Origin of the sequence: Streptomyces geranii, assembly GCF_002954775.1 — a bacterium.
Lineage (GTDB): Bacteria > Actinomycetota > Actinomycetes > Streptomycetales > Streptomycetaceae > Streptomyces > Streptomyces geranii.
In genome coordinates, this window is the sequence record NZ_PJME01000016.1 from 134050 (window position 1) to 152330 (window position 18281).

Below are 18281 nucleotides of genomic sequence, written 5' to 3' on the forward strand. Positions count from 1 at the left end.
GCCTCCGCCCTCTTCGCTCCTCGGAAAATTCCCCACCAACTTCGACAGCGGCCCAGACAACCTGAGCGGCGTCCGTATAGCCGCAGGCCTTGATCTCATCGAGGGTGAGAACCCGATAGTTAACGTCGATCCATACTTCGGGACCTGTCGGACAGCATCTGCGATCTCACTCGTGACCGCGCCGCCCGCAACTTCACGCCCGATACTGAGGAAATATTCTACGGGGCCGGAGTTCACAGGACTCCGGCCCCGTAGAGCTACTCGGCCTGCTGGGTCTCCGAGCCTCTCATCGGCACGCCGATGTGGTCGTCCCGCAGATCACTTGCTAGGGCGAGCAATGGCGATGTCGATGGCACCTACATCTGGCCCCGGCGAGTCCACTGCGACACGCACGTGGAACTCACCACGGTCACCCACTTGATGCACGAAGCGGGTCAGTTACCCAAAATCGCCGACTGTGGTACGACCGTCAGGCAGCAGGAGGGGGCCGTCAAAGACTGTGGTGAAATCACGGTCGTGACCTTCGACCTCCAGCGCTTGGGGTTGTGCGAAGAGACTCAATTTGGTGAGTCCCCTCCGAGCACGGGATGATTCACGTAGATGTCGGCTCCGGTGGGCCTCCGGGAATTCGACCCATGCCCGCTACTCGATCAGCGCCGCCACAATCCAGACCTCGTATTCCTCAGTCGTAACTCCGCACACAACGCGGCCATCGAGGGACATGGCCACAAACTCCGGTTCCCCTTCCAGAGGGCCGAGTCGCTGAGCCAAGCTCATTGGACGGACACGCCGGACGCAAGCCCAAGGGGCACTCGCAGCACCTATCCCAGCCAAGCTAATAAGGAATTCACCCCTATCTCCGAAGAGTCCCACCCCCTCAGAAATCCTTTCCCACTGATCCTGCACTTCGGAAAGGTGTCTATTCGCCTCCAGAATGCAGACTCTAACAGCTGGAGCAGCCTCTCCACTGACGATCAGACGCCACGCCTTCATAGGTACCGGGGCTTCGCCACGCCATGCCTCATCCACGACAGTAAGACCGGCTGATTCTAGCGACGCCCTGCGCTCCTGAAGATCCACCGTGCTCACCCGCCCGATTCGTAGTACATGTGATGCGAGCCTCCTACTGGGGAATATCGCTCAAACTCTGAGGTCATATCCCAGCCAAAGTTTACGCCTTCTCGGGTCGGGTCAACCTTCGGCTGCCCCGCATGGAAGTGGGAGAATGGCGCATTTGGATCATTCGTATGCTCTGCGATCAAGCGTGAGCCATTCCCCGTTTCAAATTGTTCGTAAGTACCGTGCGCACCCGGATTTGAATCAAATCTGTATCCAGGCATCCCTCGCCGGTTTACATCGTCGCCAACCGTCCATACTGCATCCGGAACCGCGTCAGAGGAGATTCCAGCTCGCGCATATGCCGCCGACTTCGCTTCAGAGCGTGTTGCAAAGGTTTGGTTATCTGGACCGCATCCATTGGAATTATGGACCAAGACCGGCGCAGCGCCCGCCAGCACGTAGTACGTGTGAAAGTTGCTGACGGTCAGATTGTGGACGGTCGCGGCCTGTGCCGTCCACAATCTGATGGCGGTGATCTGGACGTCGGTGCTGGCGCCAGTCTGGAGCCATTGGCCGGGCTGGAGGTCGGTGGCGTCGATCCATTCCCGGAGTTCGGGGACCCAGAAGGGGTGCCCGTCAGTCGCGGTGACCTCTGCGGTCTTCGAACCCTTCGTGCCATCGGTGTCGATGGTGACGTCGACCAGGTGCTTGATGCCCTCGCCCTTGATCTCGGCGGTGACTGTCTCGGCCTTGGTCTCGCCCGTTTCCGGGTCGGTGGCCATGACCTCGTCGCCGACCTTGACATCCTTGATCGCCTTGGTGGAACCGTCGGCCATCACGACCCGGGTGTCAGGAGTGAAGCTGTTGGTTGCCTCTCCCCCGGTTGGGCAGCTGCCGCCCGACCCGGAGCCTCCGTCGGACCCGCCGCCCGAGTCGGAGTCGTCACGGCCGGAACCTCCGCGCGACCCACCCGACTTGGACTCCGCCTTGCCCCCGCCGTCCGACCCCTTGGACTGAGCAGTCTTCCGAGCCTGAACCTGCGGAGCGTTCCCCCGCGCACCCTTCGACCCCGTATGCGCCTTCTTCTTCGCAGCCTCCGCCGCAGCCTTCGCCGCCGCTCTCGCCTTCCGTTTCGCCTCCGCAGCCGCAGCCTCCGCCGCCTTCTTCGCCTTGATCAGCGCCGCCTTGGCCGCCTTCGCCGCCTTCAGGCCCGCCTCGGCGACCGCCTTCGCCACCCGCCAGGCCTTCACCGCGCTCAGCGTCGCCTCGAAGGCCTTCCACATCTTCTTGCCCTTGGAGAAGATGCTCGTCCACGGGATCGCGTCCATGAGGAGGCTGCCGCACGCCCACAGGTCGCCCTGCGAGAAGCAGCCGACGATGTCGTCCCAGCCCACGAACTCCTTGAACACCGCCCAGCCGACCGACAGGATCACATCGCCGATCGACACCGACAGCGTCCGCTGGTACTCCGCGATCTTCGCGTCCAGCGCCGCCATCGACGCGTCGAAGCTCGATGCCGTCGAGGTGAGGCCGCTCGGGTCCGAGTGCGTCACCGGGTTGTTGTTCGCGTACGAGTAGCCGTTCGCCTGGAGCGGGTCGCTCTGGTCCAGGACCGGGTCCACCGAGATGAACCGCCCGGTGGCAGGGTCGTACTCCCTGGCCCCCAGGTGCACCAGGCCAGAACCCGCGTCGTCATCCCCCGTCGCGTACGCCGTGCGCGAGCGCGTCGCCACACTCGACGTGCGGTCCTCGCCCCACGGGTCCTTCTTCGTCACCCGTACCGACTGGTCGCCGTCCAACTGCACCTCGGCCAGCGGGGTGCCGTTGTGGTCGACCGCGTTCGCGAACACCTGCTCGGTCGCGCCGGACGTCGAGGACGCCTCGCGGTAGCGCGTCACCACCGGGGCGCCGCCGTGACCGTAGGAACGCTCCGCCGCGCGCAGCTTGCCCGTCGGGGTCAGGGAGACCGTCGTGTCCGGGAGGTGCAGGACCGCACCCGCGGCCGAACGCTCCAGGACGCGGTTGCCCATCGCGTCGTACACGTACGTCGTCTTCGAGGCCGGCTTGAACACCTGGCCCGTCGCCGACGCCGAGCAGGTCGCCAGGACCAGGTCGACGCCGTTCGTGAGCGACGCGGCGTTCATGCACAGGCTCGTGCCCACGAGCTTGATCAGACCCGTGCCCAGGACCTCCCAGTGCTGGGCCGTCGTGGCCTTGTTGCACACCTGGATCTGCACCGCCGCGCCCGCCGCCGCGCTCGTCGGCTGGGCGCAGCGTCCGCCGACCACGAACTGGCCGATGGCCGCGCTCTCGACCGTGCCGTTGTTGTCGGTGTCCAGCGCGTCGAGGCGGAAGTTCTGCGCCTTCGTTCCGTTGCACACGTACAGCTGGAGGGCCGTGCCCGCCGTCGTACCGGCGTCGGTCAGGTCCAGGCACATCTCCGACGCGCCCACCCACGCCCCGGAACCCTCCGGGCCGAAGCCCGTCACCGACTCCACCTGGCCGTCCCACGTCCAGGTCAGACCCTGGGACGTGTCACCGCCCGTGGTTCGGTTTGTCAGGTTGCCGGCGTCGTCGTACGTCTGTGCGGAGAGGGTCTTGACCTCTGCCCCCGCCGCCGTCCTCGACTTCGTCGTGTACGAAGTCAGCGTGTGCGGCTGGTCGTTCTTGACCGCGGTGTCTTCGTTCTCGCCGTAGGCGTAGTCGGTGGTCACGTCGTTGTTCGTGGCCACCGTCCCGGACGTGACCGTCGGGTCCGCCTTGTGGACCGTCTTCGACTTCCGGTTGCCCAGCACGTCGTACTCGTACGACTGCCAGTAACCGTCGTTGTTCGAGGAGACGTTGACCTTGCCGTCCGCGTACACCGGCTCGGCCGTGGTCTTGCCGGTGGCCGTGCAGGACCCGCCGCTCGGCGTCGTCCAGGCCGTCTTCAGCTGGCCGAGGGCGTCGTACGTGAAGCACTGGCGGTCGACGGCGTTCGTACCGACCCGGTCCGCGACCGACAGGATGTTGCCCGACGGGTCGTAGGAATAGGCGCGTTGGCTCACCTTGTGCTCGGACACCACGGACGTGTCCGTCGCCTTCTCCCTCACCAGCACGCTGGTGAGCAGTTCGCCCGTGGACTCGTTGAACGAGTTGTCCTGCCACAGGCGGTGGCCGATCTCGCCGACCGTGGAGCGCAGCACCTGGCCGTAGGGCGAGTAGTCGGTCTCCGTGACGTACCAGTCGTCGCCGGAGACCGTGACCGGGAGCCCGGCCTCGTTGTAGCGGGTGATGACGGACTCGGCGGTCAGGCCGCCCACTTCGGGGGTGGTGTACTTCTCCAGCTGGCCGTCTTCGTTGTACGTGTAGTTGTAGGTGTAGTTGGTCTTGAAGCCGTCCGCCGTCGTCCCGGACGTCGTACCGTCCGGCATCGTCAGTGTCATCGACGTCGGCTGGTAGTCCGCCGTGTACCCGGCGATCGACGTCGTGTATCCCACGCCGTCCGTGTAGCGCTTGGCCGAGGCGAGCTGGCCCTTGCCGCCGGGGGCGGAGTCGTACGCGTACGACTGGACCGCCCGCGAAGTCCCGCCTGCCGGTGTGTAGTTGACCTCCGACACCCGGAGGTAGCGCTCGTAGCTGTAGGCCAGCGTCCCGTCGAGGGCGTCGGTCGCGGAGGCCACGCGGCCCGCCGCGTCGTAGTCGGTGCTCGTGTCGCCGGCGTCCGGGTCGATGGTGCCGATCACCCGCCCGAGGGCGTCGTACGTCCACGTGCGGCTGTGGCCCACCTCGTCCGTGGACGTGACCATGTCGCCGCGCAGGTCGTAGTCGTACGTCGTAGAGATCGCGCCGGCCTCGGTCAGCACCGTGTCGCTGTACGTGTCCTGCTGAACCGTTCGGCCGAGGGCGTCCGTCCATACCCGGGAGCCGGGCGTGCCCTTCGGCTGGCGCACGATCGTGTAGTCGAGGCCGTACTCGTAGCGGGTGGTGCGGTCCGTGCTGGGCACGGGTGTTGTGCCGTTGTAGTGCGTCGTGCCGTCCTGTGCGTACGAGTTGTGGTAAGGCGTGACCGTCAGTACGCGGCCCAGGCCGTCGTACGTGTAGTAAGTCGCGTTGGGAATAAGCGAGTCGGAGTCGGGGACGACCAGCTCGGTGCCGGGTTCCTCCGACATGTAGTAGGCGTTGTTGGTCCTGCTGACCTGGCCGGAGGAGTTGTGGAAGGTGTCGGTGACCAGCCTGCCGCCGTCCACCGCCGGGGTCTGGGACTGGCGTTCGCGGCCCAGCCCGTCGTAGATCGCGGTGGAGGTCGTGTAGACGGCCTTGGTGCCGTCGGGCGCCGAGGTGGGGTTCCGCTCCAGTGACTCGGTGACGACGGACACCGGCTCGTTCACCGGGGTGTTGTACGTGTAACGCGCCGTGGGGTCGTCCGTCGCGGGCTGGGTGGGGTCCCAGGCGGCCGTCGTACGGCCCAGTGGGTCGTACTCGTACGACGAGGCACGGCCGTTGGGGTCGGTCGAGACCAGGGTCGCGCCGCGGCCGGGTTCCATCGTGGTGACCGAGGTCAGTCCGGTCTCCACGCTCTCCACGACATTCGTGCCCTGGACTGTCGTGATCTTGTAGACCTGGCCGGAGGACGGCTCGTAGGCCGTGGTGTTGGCCAGCCCGGTGGGGCCGGTGACCTTCGTGACCCGGCCGAAGCCGTCGTACGTCGTCCGCGATTCGGGGAAGGAGGAGTTCCAGCTGGTGCCCCCCTCCGCAGGCACCACCGTGCGGGTCGCCTGTCCCTTGGTGGGGGTGGCGGTCAGCGAGGTGGCGTCGTCGTAGAAGACGCGCGAGCCGGTGACCAGGGTGGAACCCGTCGCCGCCGACAGCGCGGTGGAGCAGGTCGACGTACCCGTCGTCGTGATCGTCTGGCTGACCAGGCCGATCAGGTAGACGCCGTCCACGGCGGTCGAGTCGTTGTGCACGTACGAAGTGCGGGTGCACGACTCGTCGTTGGGCTTCTCCTCGTCGCCGTACTCGCGGACCTCGGTAGGCAGACCGTACGTCGCGTCGTAGTCGGTCTCCGTCAGGACCGTGCGCAGTTGCTCGCTGTCGCCCGGGCGGGTGCCCGAGGACTTCGTCACCGTCTTGACCGAACCCAGCGTCACCCGCTCCGACACCACGTCCGGGCCGTCCGTGCGGTCACGGGTCGCCAACCGCACTGGGGCGTCAGGGTAGTTGACCGTGCGGGATATCCAGCCTGATGTGGTGTCCGCGTTGTAGTCGGGGTAGGTCAGGGACTCGGCGACCATGCCCGCGTAGGCCTTGACGTCGGTCGCGATCTCCGCCCCGGTGACGTCCAGGACCTTGAAGTTCCGCTTGGTGCCGTCCGCGAGGACGTCGTCGCTCATGCCCCGGAGGTAGCGGGTGACCGACTTGGAGGCGACGCTGCCCACGGGGTTGCCCCGGTCGCCGGTGACCGTGATGGTGACCGGGTAGCCTCGCCAGTCGTCCCACGTCCGGGTCTTCGGGCGGGAGAACTCCCCCTGGCTCTTGGCCCAGAGGGCGCCGACCGTCTTGTCCGACGTGTTCGTCTCGTACTCGTACGTCGTCGTCACGTCGTTCACCGCGTCCGCCAGCTGCGCGTCCTCGGTGATCTCTCCCACCACGTACTTGTGGAACCAGGAGATGCGCTTGTCTGTCAGTTCACCGTCCGCGTGCCAGTAGGCCGGGTAGCAGCGCAGAGTGTTCTTGTCGAAGGGCTCCGTGGGGAGGTTCGTGCCGGTGGCACAACCGCCTTCGGGCGCCTTGTACTTGACGCGGGTACTGCCGCCGTACTCGGAGACCACGGTCTGGATGCGCAACCGGCCGAACAGCGGGGCCGTGTCACCGGATCCCTGCTTGACACGGTTGGGCAGCGGGGAGTCGTTGTGGCCGAAGCGGACCGGGTTGAGGTGGCTGGTGTCGCCGTCCACGCCGTAACCGGTGCGGGTGATCGACTCCAGCCAGAGTGCGGTGTACTCACCTGTCAGGCCCCAGGGGAACGACTGGGCGAGGCTCCAGGAGTCCACCTTCGACAGCAGGGTTGTGCCGTACGTCGTGTCGTCGATGCCGCAGGCGTTCCGGGCACCCGAGTCGTCCGCCGAGTTGTACTCGGTCAGTCTCACGCCCTGTACGCGCTGGGCACACGCCGTGACCGTCGCCAGTCGCTTGCGCGACCAGAAAGTCGGCGCGTACGTCGAGCACTTGGCCCCCGCCGCGCAGGCGAGGTCGGCGGGGGTGTCGTACCAGGGCCGGGTGCGGTCGGACTGCTTGGAGTCGAAGTTGTCGTCGCTGCAGTCCGGTGTGCCGGCACCGGCGTCCTTGAAGCAGCGCTGTTGGTCGGTGAAGTTCATCCGGCCCAGGGGCTCGGCGGTGAACAGGGTGTTCGCGCGCTGGCCGTAGTCGATGCGCGTGAGGTAGCCGGCCCGGTCGTAGGCGACCGCCTTGGAGACCTTGTTGTTCTTGGCGTAGGCGTTGGTCTCCTTGTCCCACCACAGGGACATGGCATTGCCGTTGAGGTCGACGACGTAGTCGAGTTGGAAGCGCCAGCCCTGGTCGCAGAAGGAGTCCTCGAACTTGGCGGCGTGGCACGGGTCGGCGCTGTGGTTGCCCGCGACCGGCACGTTCAGGACGGACTTCGTCTCCTCCTTGCCGGAAGTCCAGCCCGGCAGACGGTTCAGGCCGAAGTAGTACTGGGTGCCGTCGCTGGTGGCGACCCGCCAGAACTCCCCGTTGTTGTCACCGTTGTTGGAGGCGGCGATGCCGGTAATACGGGTGTAGTCGGCCGAAGTCAGCAGCTCCACGCGGGTGTTGTCACCACGGGCGCTCATCCATTCGCCGGTGTCGTCGTCGAGCACCAGCTCGGTCGTCGTGCCGTTCAGGGTCAGGACCGCGTTGTTCGAGCCCCAGCACTGGTCGCCGGTGAAGTGGTCCTCGTTGTTCGCGTTCGCGGTGTCCGCCGCGCAGCCCACGAACGTGCGCGTGATCGCGCCCGGGTTGTAGTCCCAGCCCTCGCCGATCCACGAGACCTGGTTGTTCGTGGCGGACGTACGGCCGTCCGAGGACTGCGAGTTGTAGCTCAGCGTCACGTTCGGGGAAGGGCCGGAGGGGACCTGCGGGCCCGCCATCGTGTACGCGTAGGTGAAGGCGCCGGAGGAGCCGCCCTGCGACCAGGCGCCCGCCGAGGCCAGCGGGGTGGCCGCGAAGTCGCCGCCCGCGCCCGCGCCGTACGAGGTGCCCATCACCACCGCGCCGCCGCCGGCGGAGGCGACCTGCCGGACGTTCCCCGCCCGGTTGTCGCCGCGCCACACCGCCGAGTCGACCGAACCCTCGTCGGTGCTCGCGGCCGCGGAAGCGCCCGTGGTGGCCGACACCGAGTTCAGGGTGGCCGTGTCCACGGTCAGGTTGAGGAACGTCTCCTGTACCTGCTCCTCGGTCTCGGCGCCCTCGGCGGGCTCGTCGGTCGCGGGGTCCTCTCCCGGGTCCGTCTCCGAGCCCGTGTCGTCGCCCGTCTCGCCGACCGGCACGGTCACCTCGTCGGCGGTGCGCTCGACCTCGGTGGTCAGCGGGGTGCCCGTCGAACACCCCTCCTCGTCGGGGGTGGTGAGGTAGCAGGCGGGCATCAGGGCGAAGGACAGCCGGTCCAGCCACTGCGCGCTGTACGTCTCGGCGAAACGGGTCGCGTCGATCCGGACGACCGCGTCGCCGGTGGCCGTATCCGGCGGGTCGACCTCCAGCAGGAGCCCCTGCGCGCCTGCGGCCACCGCCTCGACCTCGGGCTTGACCTCGACGGTCCACTCGCCCTCAAGGGCGTCGGCCTCGGCGGCCGTGGCGTCCTCGGGCGCACCGACGCCGACGGTCACCGTGCCGTCGGTGGAGGCGGCGACCTCCTTGGTGGTGCCCGCGGCCAGACCGGTGACCGGCACATCGGTGCCGGTGGCGGCCGGCACCGGCACTACCGCCGCCGGGTCGTACGGCTCGGCAGGCTCCGTCGAGGGGACGCCGTCGAGTTTCTCGAGCTTGTCGCTCGCCGTCTCGTCGACGACGAGGACGTCCGTCTCCTGGAGGTCATCCAGCTCGACCTCGGTCGTACGGGGGTTGTTGTTGTCGGGGCCCAGGGCCACCGCGCCCGGCAGGACGGCGATGTTGAGGGCGAGGAAGACGGCGGCGACGACACCGAGCCGCGCCCTTCGGCGCAGCGACCGCTCACGAGACGACCTGCGCGACAGAACGCCTCTGCCGCACCACGACGAACCCCCACCCACGGCCAACCGACCTTCCCCCGCTCGATCCACAACTGGCAGCAACGTTTCGGCCGTTGGCACACGGCGATCAACGATGAGGACGAACCTGCGGGTTTGTGAAGATCCACGTCAAGGCGAGATAAAGTTGTGTTAGCTATGTCACTTATCAAATCTGAACAAAGAACGGCAAAAAAACGTGTCCGGTCCGCGATCCCTGCGGTCCGCCACTTTTCCCTCTCCACAAGGGTGTTGATCCCGTAGCGGTCGGCTGCCCATACTCCAACCGCCCGAGCACAGCGCGTCGCGCGATCGCACGGTCTGTCACCGGACCCGCAGGGCAACCCCGAATCAGTGTTGGAGAAGGGCCCCTTGAGCGACCTCGACAGCGCCGCCGAACCGAGCGAGGCGGCCCCCGAAACGACAACTCCGCAAGCGGCGACCGGCAGACGGCACAGGCGGGCCACTCTCGCCGCCGTACTCGCACTGGCGCTGCTGGCGGGCGGCGCGACCGTCCTCGCCCTGAGCGACGACAGTTCGTCCGGGACATCGTCGGAGACGGACGCCCGGACCGGACGCGAAAGCGAACCGATCGACGAGGACACCGCCCAGCGGCAGGCCCGTAAGACCGGCAAGAAGGTCCAAGTCGCCTCGCTGACCGACGAGTTCTCCACCACGTACGCCAACCCGGACGGCACCTTCACCTACACGGCTTCCGCGCAGGCGCAGCGGGCGAAGAACGCCGAGGGGGTGTGGGCGCCGATCGACACCTCGCTGCGGCGGGGTGACGCCGGCTGGTCCACCGTGAACAGTCTTTACCCGGTCACTTTCGCAACGGGCGATCCCGACCGCGCCCCCGCCACCAAGGCCCGCGCGAGCGGCGGGAGTTCCGGCGCCACCACTGTCCGTACGGCCGTGTACCGCACGACGACCGGCACTACCGGCAAGCGCGCGGTGCAGGCCGCCGATCAGACCGCCGACGCCGCCTGGACCCCGCTCCTGACGATGACCGCAGAGGGGCACGAGGTCCAGGTCGAGTGGCCCGGCCCGCTCCCCGAACCGGTCGTCGAGGACAACAAGGCGCTGTACGAGGGGGTGTTCCCGGACGTCGACCTGATGCTCACCGCACGCGACACCGGCTACACCCACGTCCTGGTCATCCACACCCCCGAGGCCGCCGCCGCACTGTCCGCCGACCCGCCCCGCTACCGCTTCACCTCGCCCACCCTCGCCTTCTCCCTCGACTCCGCCACCGATGTGCTGCGCGGCAAGGACAAGGAAGGCGACGAGGTCACCGTCTCGCCCACCCCGTTCCTGTGGGACTCGGCGGGCACGCAAGACACGGACACCCCGGCGGCCGATCCGGACGCCGCCACCGGCACCAACGAGAACCCGGAAGTCGTCGAGGAGTGGTCCGGCAACGGCGGCTCCTCGGACGGTGACGCCTCGGAGGACAACGGCACGGACGACCCGATGGCCCCCTGGAACAACAGCCCCGTCGAATCCGACGCCGACCCCGCCGCGTACGCCCTCCCGGCCGCCGCGAGCGACACACTCGCGCTGCCCGCCGTACACGGGCCGGGTGACGGCGCGCACGCCACCACCGCGGGCGCCTCGGTGGACGGCGACGGAGTCCTGACCATCACCCCGCCCAGCGCCTACCTCACGGCCGCCGAGGCCCCGGTGTACCCGGTCTTCCTCGACCCCTCCACCGTCGGTGTCAAATCCAACTGGACGACCGTCTACAAGAAGTACCCCAACTCCAGCTTCTACGACGGCGCCAACTACAACGAGGACACGAAGGAAGCCCGGGTCGGGTTCGAGCGGGACACCTGGGGCACCGCCCGGTCCCTCTTCAGGTTCCGGTTCCAGAAGTCGATCAAGAACGCGACCGTCACCAGCGCCACCATGAAGGTACTGGAAACACACTCGTGGTCGTGCAGCAAGCGCACGATGCAGGTGTGGCACACCGGACCGTTCTCCTCCGGTACCACCTGGAACAAGCAGCCCACCTGGAGCCGGAAGATCACCTCGAAGTCGTTCGCGTACGGCTGGAAGTCCAACAGCTCCTGCCCCGACGCGCACGTCAACCTCACCGTCACCTCGCTGGCCCAGGACGCCGCCGACAACGGTTGGTCCACCCTCAACATAGGCCTGGTGGCCTCCAATTCATCGGCCGCACCCACCGCCAACGCGACCAGCCTGGAGACGGACTCCTACTCCTGGAAGAAGTTCAAGGCCGAGGAGGCCGGCGCCCCCGAGGTGTCCGTCGACTACAACCGCAGGCCTAACACCCCGACCGCGATCGACATGCAGCCCGGCTCCTGCGACACCAGCGCCAGGCCCTACCTCCGTCTCGGCAAGACCACGCCGTACATCAGCGCCAAGGCGACCGACCCCGACGGGGTCCTCACCAAGCTGGAGTTCGAGATCGGGCGCGACGGCACCGACGACGCCGACAACTACAACAACACCAAGAGGAGCATCAACAGCACGATCGGCAACGGTGAGACGGGCTCTGCGGAACTCACCAACCTGGTCAACGGCGTCACCTACCAGTGGCGGGTCCGTGCCTGGGACGACCGGTCCAGCAGCAGCTGGGGACCCAGCGGCGGCACCAAGTGGTGCCGGTTCACGTACGACACGACCCTCCCCTCCTCACCCAAGGCCAGCTCGGCGGAGTTCCCCGAGGACACCGACATCAACGGCGACAGCGAGGTCTGGTCGGACAAGCCGTTCGGCAACACCGGCGCCTTCACCTTCAAGGTCGGTGACACCAAGGACACCGACATCGTGAAGTTCGTCTACTCCATCAACTCGACGAACACCGCCAGTTGGATCTGCGCCAACGGCACGAGCGGCACCTCGGACGGCCTGACGAAGTCCTGCAGCGCCACCAGCACTCCCGTCACCTCGCTCACCGTCACGGGCATCCAGCCCCCGTCCGCCGGCCCCAACACCCTTCACGTCAAGGCCGTGGACGCGGCCGGCAACATCTCCCCAGAGCGCAAATACAGCTTCTACGTCACCCCACGCACCATGGCCGACGCCGCCGGCGACCTCAGCGGCGACGGCGCCCCCGACTTCGCCTCCCTCTCCGCGGCGGGCAACCTCCTGATCACCTCGGTCTCCAGAAGCGGTACGTGGATCTCCGGCTCCTGGGGCATCCACAAGCGCTGGAAGCTGCAGATGGACGAGGACACCGCCCCCCACCTCTGGGACGCCGCCTCCACCGACCCCCAGTACTCCCTGATCACCCACAACGGCGACTTCGCCCCCGCCGACGGCGCCACCGACTGGGTGATGCGCACCCCCGACGGCGGACTCTTCATCTACCCCGGCGACGGCTACGGCGGCCTCGACGTCAGTCGGCGCATCGAGGTACGCCTCCCGGCCGACGCCCCCTCCCCCAGCACCTTCTCCGAGATCAAGTCGGCGGGCGACATCACCGGCGACGGCCAGCCCGAACTCTTCGTCGCCGGTGGTGCCAACGGCTCCGAGCTGTGGGTCTTCTCCGGCTACACCGGCGGCTACTTCACCACCGCCACCCAGATGACCACCGCCAACTGGGACACCCGGGACCTCGTCACGATCGCCGACTACAACGACGACGGCGCCGCCGACCTGGTCTACCGCATCGCAAACGGCACCCTCTACCTCCGCAAGGGCATCGGCGACGGCAACGGCGGCACCGTCCTCACCAGCCTGGGTACGTCCGGTGCCAGCCTGGACGGGGACGACGTGTACGCCACCGGCATGACTCCCGCGCTCTTCCCCCAGCTCTACGGCAGCCCCGACAACACCGGCGACGGCAACCCCGACATCTGGGCCACCAACTCCGCCGGTGCACTGCTGCTCTACCACGGCGGTGCCACCGCCCTCGGCAGTGCCACCACCCTCCGGGTCAGTGGCTACAGCACGGTCGTGCAGTTGGGCTGACGTGTCGTTAAGTTCGGCTGACGGGCGTGCAGTTGGGCTGACGGCAGGACAAGCAGGTTGGCCCAAGTCCTTCTTCCGGAGCCCCCCGCCGCGCGAGAATGCTGCCCCGGAACGGGTCATGCGCGGCGGGGCAGGGCGGGGGCGGCTGGCGGGATGACGGGGACGGGCGGGGCGGCAGCGAGTGACGTGGCGGCGGCCGGGGGGTTCGGGGGGCGGCGGCGGTTCCTCGTGCTGGGGGCCGGGGGGCTTGTCGCCGTGGCCGGTGGGGTCGGGGTCTGGCGGGTCCTCGGCGGTGGTGCGGAGCAGTGGCCCTGGCGGGAGGTCTGGGCCGAGCCGTTGGACGACGTACGGCCGTCCGTGCTCGCCTCGCGCGCCGGAGTTCTCTATCTGGCCGGCTTCGGTGGTGTGGCCGCCGTGGAGCAGGGCCGTGGTGGCAAGCGGTGGCAGGCGCTGGGTGACCTCGACGTCCAGACCGGACCGGCGTTCGGCGTCGGCGTCGTCTGTGTCACCGGGGTGCGTACCGGTGGCCGGACCGTCGTGAGCGGTGTCGACGCGGGCTCGGGGCGCGTCCTCTGGGAGCGCGAGGTCGACGGGCTGACCGAGTACGCGCCGACTCCTGCCGGGGACGTCATGCTCGTGGTGATCGGGGACCCCGTCGTGGCCTCGGACACCGTCATCCACGCGCTCGACACCCGGTCCGGGCGGATCAGGTGGAGTGCGCGGTTGCCCGCGAGGACCGTGGGGCCGTCGGCGGCCGTGACCGGCAACGGCCTGGTGTATCTGACCAGCGGGGTGTTCTCCGAGGGGTCGATGGCCTGGGCGCTCGACCTCGCCACCGGCGCGCTGCGCTGGAAGTCCCCTTCCGAGGGCTTCCTCGGCGCCCCCGTCCTGGCCGGACGCGAACTCCATCTCACCGCCGGGCCGAGCAGCGCCAGCGCCGACCGACAGCACAACGCGTTCGTCACTCTCGACGCCGTCTCCGGCAACTCCCTGCGGCGGGCGGGGAAGTTGCCGGTCGGCACCGAGCTGAGCGTCCGGCGGGTGGGCGGCACGGTGTACGCGGCGGTCCGGCGTTACGGCGACAAGTACCGCAGCACCCTCTTCGCCGTCGACGTGGCGACCGGCCGGGTGCGCTGGCAGGCGGACACCGGCATCGACATCGTACGAACCTTCCGTGTCTCCGGCGACACGGTCCTCGCCGGGGGCAACGAGCCGCCGGAGACGACGGGTTCGTATCTCGTCCAGGTCTTCGACGCCGCCACCGGCGACCGCCGCTGGAGTCGTGACATGGGGAGCCGGGTCAGTTCGGAGGGGCCCGTCCTCGCCGACGGCACGGTCTGCGTGCCCATCCGCGCCTCGAAGCAGACCGACCGGGGCACCCTCACCTTCCTGGACCCCGCCTCCGGCGACACCCGCTGGCAGCAGCCCCTGCCCGCCAACGGCAACGCCATCGCCTGCCCCGACGGCCGCACCCTCTACGTCGCCGCCTCGGCGCTCCCGACTCCCCCTGGAGAGAAGGAGGATGACAGCCGGAGCAGTCAACAGGGGCCCACGCTCTACGCGTTACGGCGCGGGGACTCCTGACTCCGCCTGCCCCATCCTTCTCTCCCCCCGGCTACGCCCGGCTACCCGACCTCCCCGACCTCCCCGACCTCCAGCCTCCTGAACTCGATCGACTCGTACGGTCCCGCGTCTCCCGTCTCGTACAGCACGCCCACCACGTCCCGGTCCACCGGCACCAGGTCCGAGTACGCCGCCCGCCGGTTCGACAGCGTCAGCACCTTGCCGAACGTCTCCCCGGCGTCCTCGCTCCGCCAGATCGCCAGCGAGCGTCGCACCGTCGGCTCGGAGGGACCCGAGAACAGCAACGCGCCCGATCCGCCCTGGAGTTGCAGCACACTGCCCTGCACGACCGGGACGTCGTTCAGGGTCCGCTGGACCGTGTACGGGCGGTCCAGGGAATCGCCGCCGTCGCTCGAATAGGAGTCCAGGCGGTTCCCTGGCGCCGTCCCGTTCTGGTCCCGTGAGGAGAAGTACAGCCGCCCGTCGGGGAGTTGGGCCGCGCTCGTCTCGTTGGCGTTCACGACGCCGTCGTACGACTCGTCGACGAAGCCCAGTTGCCAGGTGCGGCCCGCGTCGTCGCTGTGGATCGCGTGGCCGCCGTAGTACTTGGACTCCTGGCCGGTGTCCGAGGAGCCGGGCGGAGGGGCCGTCGAGTGGTTGGCCGGGATGACGATCCGGCCCGCGTGCCGCCCCTTCGTGAGGTACACCGCGTGGCCCGGGCCCGTCGCGTACCAGCGCCAGTCCGGGAGTTTCGTCTCGGCCGTGATGTCCCTCGGGGGTGTGAAGCGGCGGCCGTCGCTCACACTCGTGCTGGTCTGGACGAAGACCCGGCGGCTCTGCTCCGCCGTCGCCTCGCCCCGCATGATCTGCGCCTCCGTCACCGCGCCCGAGTTGTACGACGTCACCAGCACGATCCGGCCCGTCCGCGCGTCCACCACCGGCGCCGGATTGCCCCGGGTGTCCCCGCCCCCGGCCGCCACCACCGACAGCGGACCCCAGGTGCAGCCGCCGTCCGTGGAGCGGCGCAGGACGACATCGATGTCACCGGTGTCGCCCGCGCCGTCGTGTCTGCCCTCGGCGAAGGCCAGCAGGGTGCCCTTGCCGGTCGTGACCGCGGCGGGGATGCGGTACGTGTCGTAGCCGCCCTCGCCCGCCACGTACGGGACGGACGACGTGCAGGACGAACGCGGGCCCGCCTGGGCCTGCGTCGCGGTGAGGCCGGTGCCGGTGATCAGGGCCGCGCCGGTGGTCGCGGCGAGCAGCGTACGGCCGAGGGTGCTCAGGGGCGTCATCGCTCTCCCTTGCGGAGTGGGGCTGGGTGGGGGGTGTGCCCTTGCAACTCGATGCGACAGTAACTCCGCTGACGGATCGTCACCACTCGTAGCACGTACGGAACATACTCACCCGGCCGCCCACCGCACCCCTTCGCGCCGGCCACTCCCCCTGCCGCCCGGCCGCTACGCCGCTCCCCCCGGCGTCACCAGCCCCGACTCGTACGCCACGATCACCAGTTGCGCCCGGTCCCGTGCCCCCAGCTTCCCCATGATCCGGCTGACGTGGGTCTTCGCGGTCAGCGGGCTCAGGCCCAGGGTCTCCGCGATCTCCGTGTTGTTCAGGCCCCGGGCGACCAGCCGCAGCACCCCGCGCTCCCGTTCCGACAGGTGTTCGGGGCCGCCGGTCGGGGCCGGGGCCTCGGCGGTGCGCAGCAGGCGGGCTATCAGGCTCGCCGTCGGGCCCGGCGAGAGCAGGGCCTCGCCTGCCGCCACCGTGCGGATCGCGTCCAGGAGGTCCGCCGGGCGGGTGTCCTTGACCAGGAAGCCCGACGCGCCCGCGCGCAGCGCCTCGACGACGTGCTCGTCGGTGTCGTACGTCGTCAGGACCAGCACCTTCACGCCCGCCAGGTCCTCGTCGGCGGCGATCAGCCGGGTCGCTTCGATGCCGTCGAGGTCGGGCATCCGGATGTCCATGACGACCAGATCGGCGCGGGCGGTGCGGGCCAGCTCCACCGCCTGCCGGCCCGTACCCGCCTGTCCTACGACCTCCATGCCCGGCGCCGACTCCACGAGCATCGCGAACGCCGCCCGTACGAGCGTCTGGTCGTCCGCGAGCAGTACCCGGATGTCGGCGCTCATCGGGCGCCCTCCCCGTCTCCGTCTCCGTCTCCGTCTCCGTCCCCATGCCCATGCCCATGCCCATGCCCGCCGACCGGCAACGGCAGTACCGCGTTCACCATGAATCCCCCGTCCTCGCCCGGGCCGGCGTCGAGCGTGCCGCCCGCGCTCCGGGCCCGTTCCCGCATCCCCACCAGCCCGAAGCCGTGGCCCGTGCCCTCGCTCGCGCCCACCCCGTCGTCGGCCACCTCCACCCGCAGCACTCCCCCTCCCCCGTCCAGCCGCACCCGTACCGTCAGATCATCCCGTCCGCCGTGCCGTACGGCGTTCGTGAGCGCCTCCTGGACTATCCGGTAGGCAGCCGCGCCCACGGCGGGCGGGACCTCGTCGGCGCGGACGGTCAGTTCCACCTCGGCGCCCGAGGCCCGCGCGGTCTCCGCGAGGTCGGGCAGGCCGGCCAGGCCGGGCAGCGGGCCGCGGCCGTCTCCCGCGCCCTGGTCCTCCCGGAGCACCTCCAGCGTCGTACGCAGCTCGCCGCGTGCCGTGCGGCAGGTCTCGGCGATGTCGTCCAGGGCCTTCGCGACCGCCGTCCGGTCCAGACGGTCCGGGACGGCGGCCAGGACGTGGGCGGCCACCGAGGTCTGGACGCCGATGAGGGTGATGGTGTGGGCCAGCAGGTCGTGCAGGTCACGGGCGACCCGCAGGCGTTCCTCGGCGACCCGGCGGCGGGCCTCCTCCTCGCGCGTGCGTTCGGCCCGCTCGGCGCGCTCGACGATGGCCGACACGTACTGGCGGTAGAAGCGGACGTCGATGCCGACGAACAGGACGGCGGCGACCCAGCCGAAGACGTACAGGACTTCGATCGCCTGTTCGGTGTCCAGGGGCAGCATCACCGACATGGAGACGACCAGGACCGCCGTGCCGGTCAGCAGCGTGCGCAGGGGCCGGCCGGTGACCGCGACCGTGTAGAGGGCGACGAACGTGGCCGGGATCGGCGCCGAGTGGTTGTTGTCCAGGGCGTGGTACGGCACGACCAGCGCAACCACCGCCGCGAGGACCGGTATCGGGCGGCGTCTGCGCCACACCAGCGGCACCTGGAGGGCGAGCAGCAGCGCCCAGCCGAGCGCGTCGGGGCGGCGGCCGTCGTCGATGAACAGGGCCATGGCCGTACCGGTGACGGCGGTCGTCAGGGCCAGCAGCGCGTCGTTGCGGGTCGCGTGCGGGGCGGTGCGCGGGTCACGGATGATCGCCGCCATGATCCGCTCGCCCCACCCGACACGGGCGGCTCTTCCGGTGGTTGGCTGCACGGTCCCATCCTCCGACAGCGGGCGCCCCTCCGGCAGGGAGGGGCGCCCACGTCTGCCTG

Annotated in this window: 6 protein-coding genes; 2 read left to right on the forward strand and 4 right to left on the reverse strand. The window is 69.1% G+C overall.

Translation table 11 applies throughout. The features are described from left to right. Positions 1-1085: 1085 nt before the first annotated feature. Positions 1086-9326, reverse strand: coding sequence for a ricin-type beta-trefoil lectin domain protein (locus CW359_RS22375; protein WP_157968616.1), 8241 nt, complete (start codon positions 9324-9326; stop codon positions 1086-1088). A gap of 348 nt (positions 9327-9674) precedes the next feature. Here CW359_RS22375 and CW359_RS22380 point away from each other — a divergent pair, with 348 nt between their 5' ends. Then, entirely contained in the window at positions 9675-13241 is a 3567-nt protein-coding gene (locus tag CW359_RS22380) for an FG-GAP-like repeat-containing protein (RefSeq protein ID WP_105971852.1), read from the forward strand. 153 nt (positions 13242-13394) lie between these two features. Further along, entirely contained in the window at positions 13395-14825 is a 1431-nt protein-coding gene (locus CW359_RS22385) for an outer membrane protein assembly factor BamB family protein (RefSeq protein WP_157968617.1), read from the forward strand. Positions 14826-14866: 41 nt separating this feature from the next. Here CW359_RS22385 and CW359_RS22390 read toward each other — a convergent pair whose 3' ends face one another. From CW359_RS22390 to CW359_RS22400, 3 genes are all read right to left on the reverse strand, one after another. After that, the gene (locus tag CW359_RS22390; protein WP_105971854.1) at positions 14867-16096 is read right to left on the reverse strand and encodes a sialidase family protein; all 1230 of its coding nucleotides are present in this window, start codon (positions 16094-16096) and stop codon (positions 14867-14869) included. A gap of 165 nt (positions 16097-16261) precedes the next feature. Continuing rightward, positions 16262-16936: a response regulator gene (locus CW359_RS22395; protein ID WP_105971855.1), complete on the reverse strand. Its 675-nt coding sequence runs from the start codon at positions 16934-16936 to the stop codon at positions 16262-16264. Then, complete coding sequence (locus tag CW359_RS22400) at positions 16933-18222, reverse strand: sensor histidine kinase (RefSeq protein ID WP_408647505.1); 1290 nt, start codon at positions 18220-18222, stop codon at positions 16933-16935. Before CW359_RS22400 ends, CW359_RS22395 begins: the two co-directional genes overlap by 4 nt. Positions 18223-18281 lie beyond the last annotated feature (59 nt).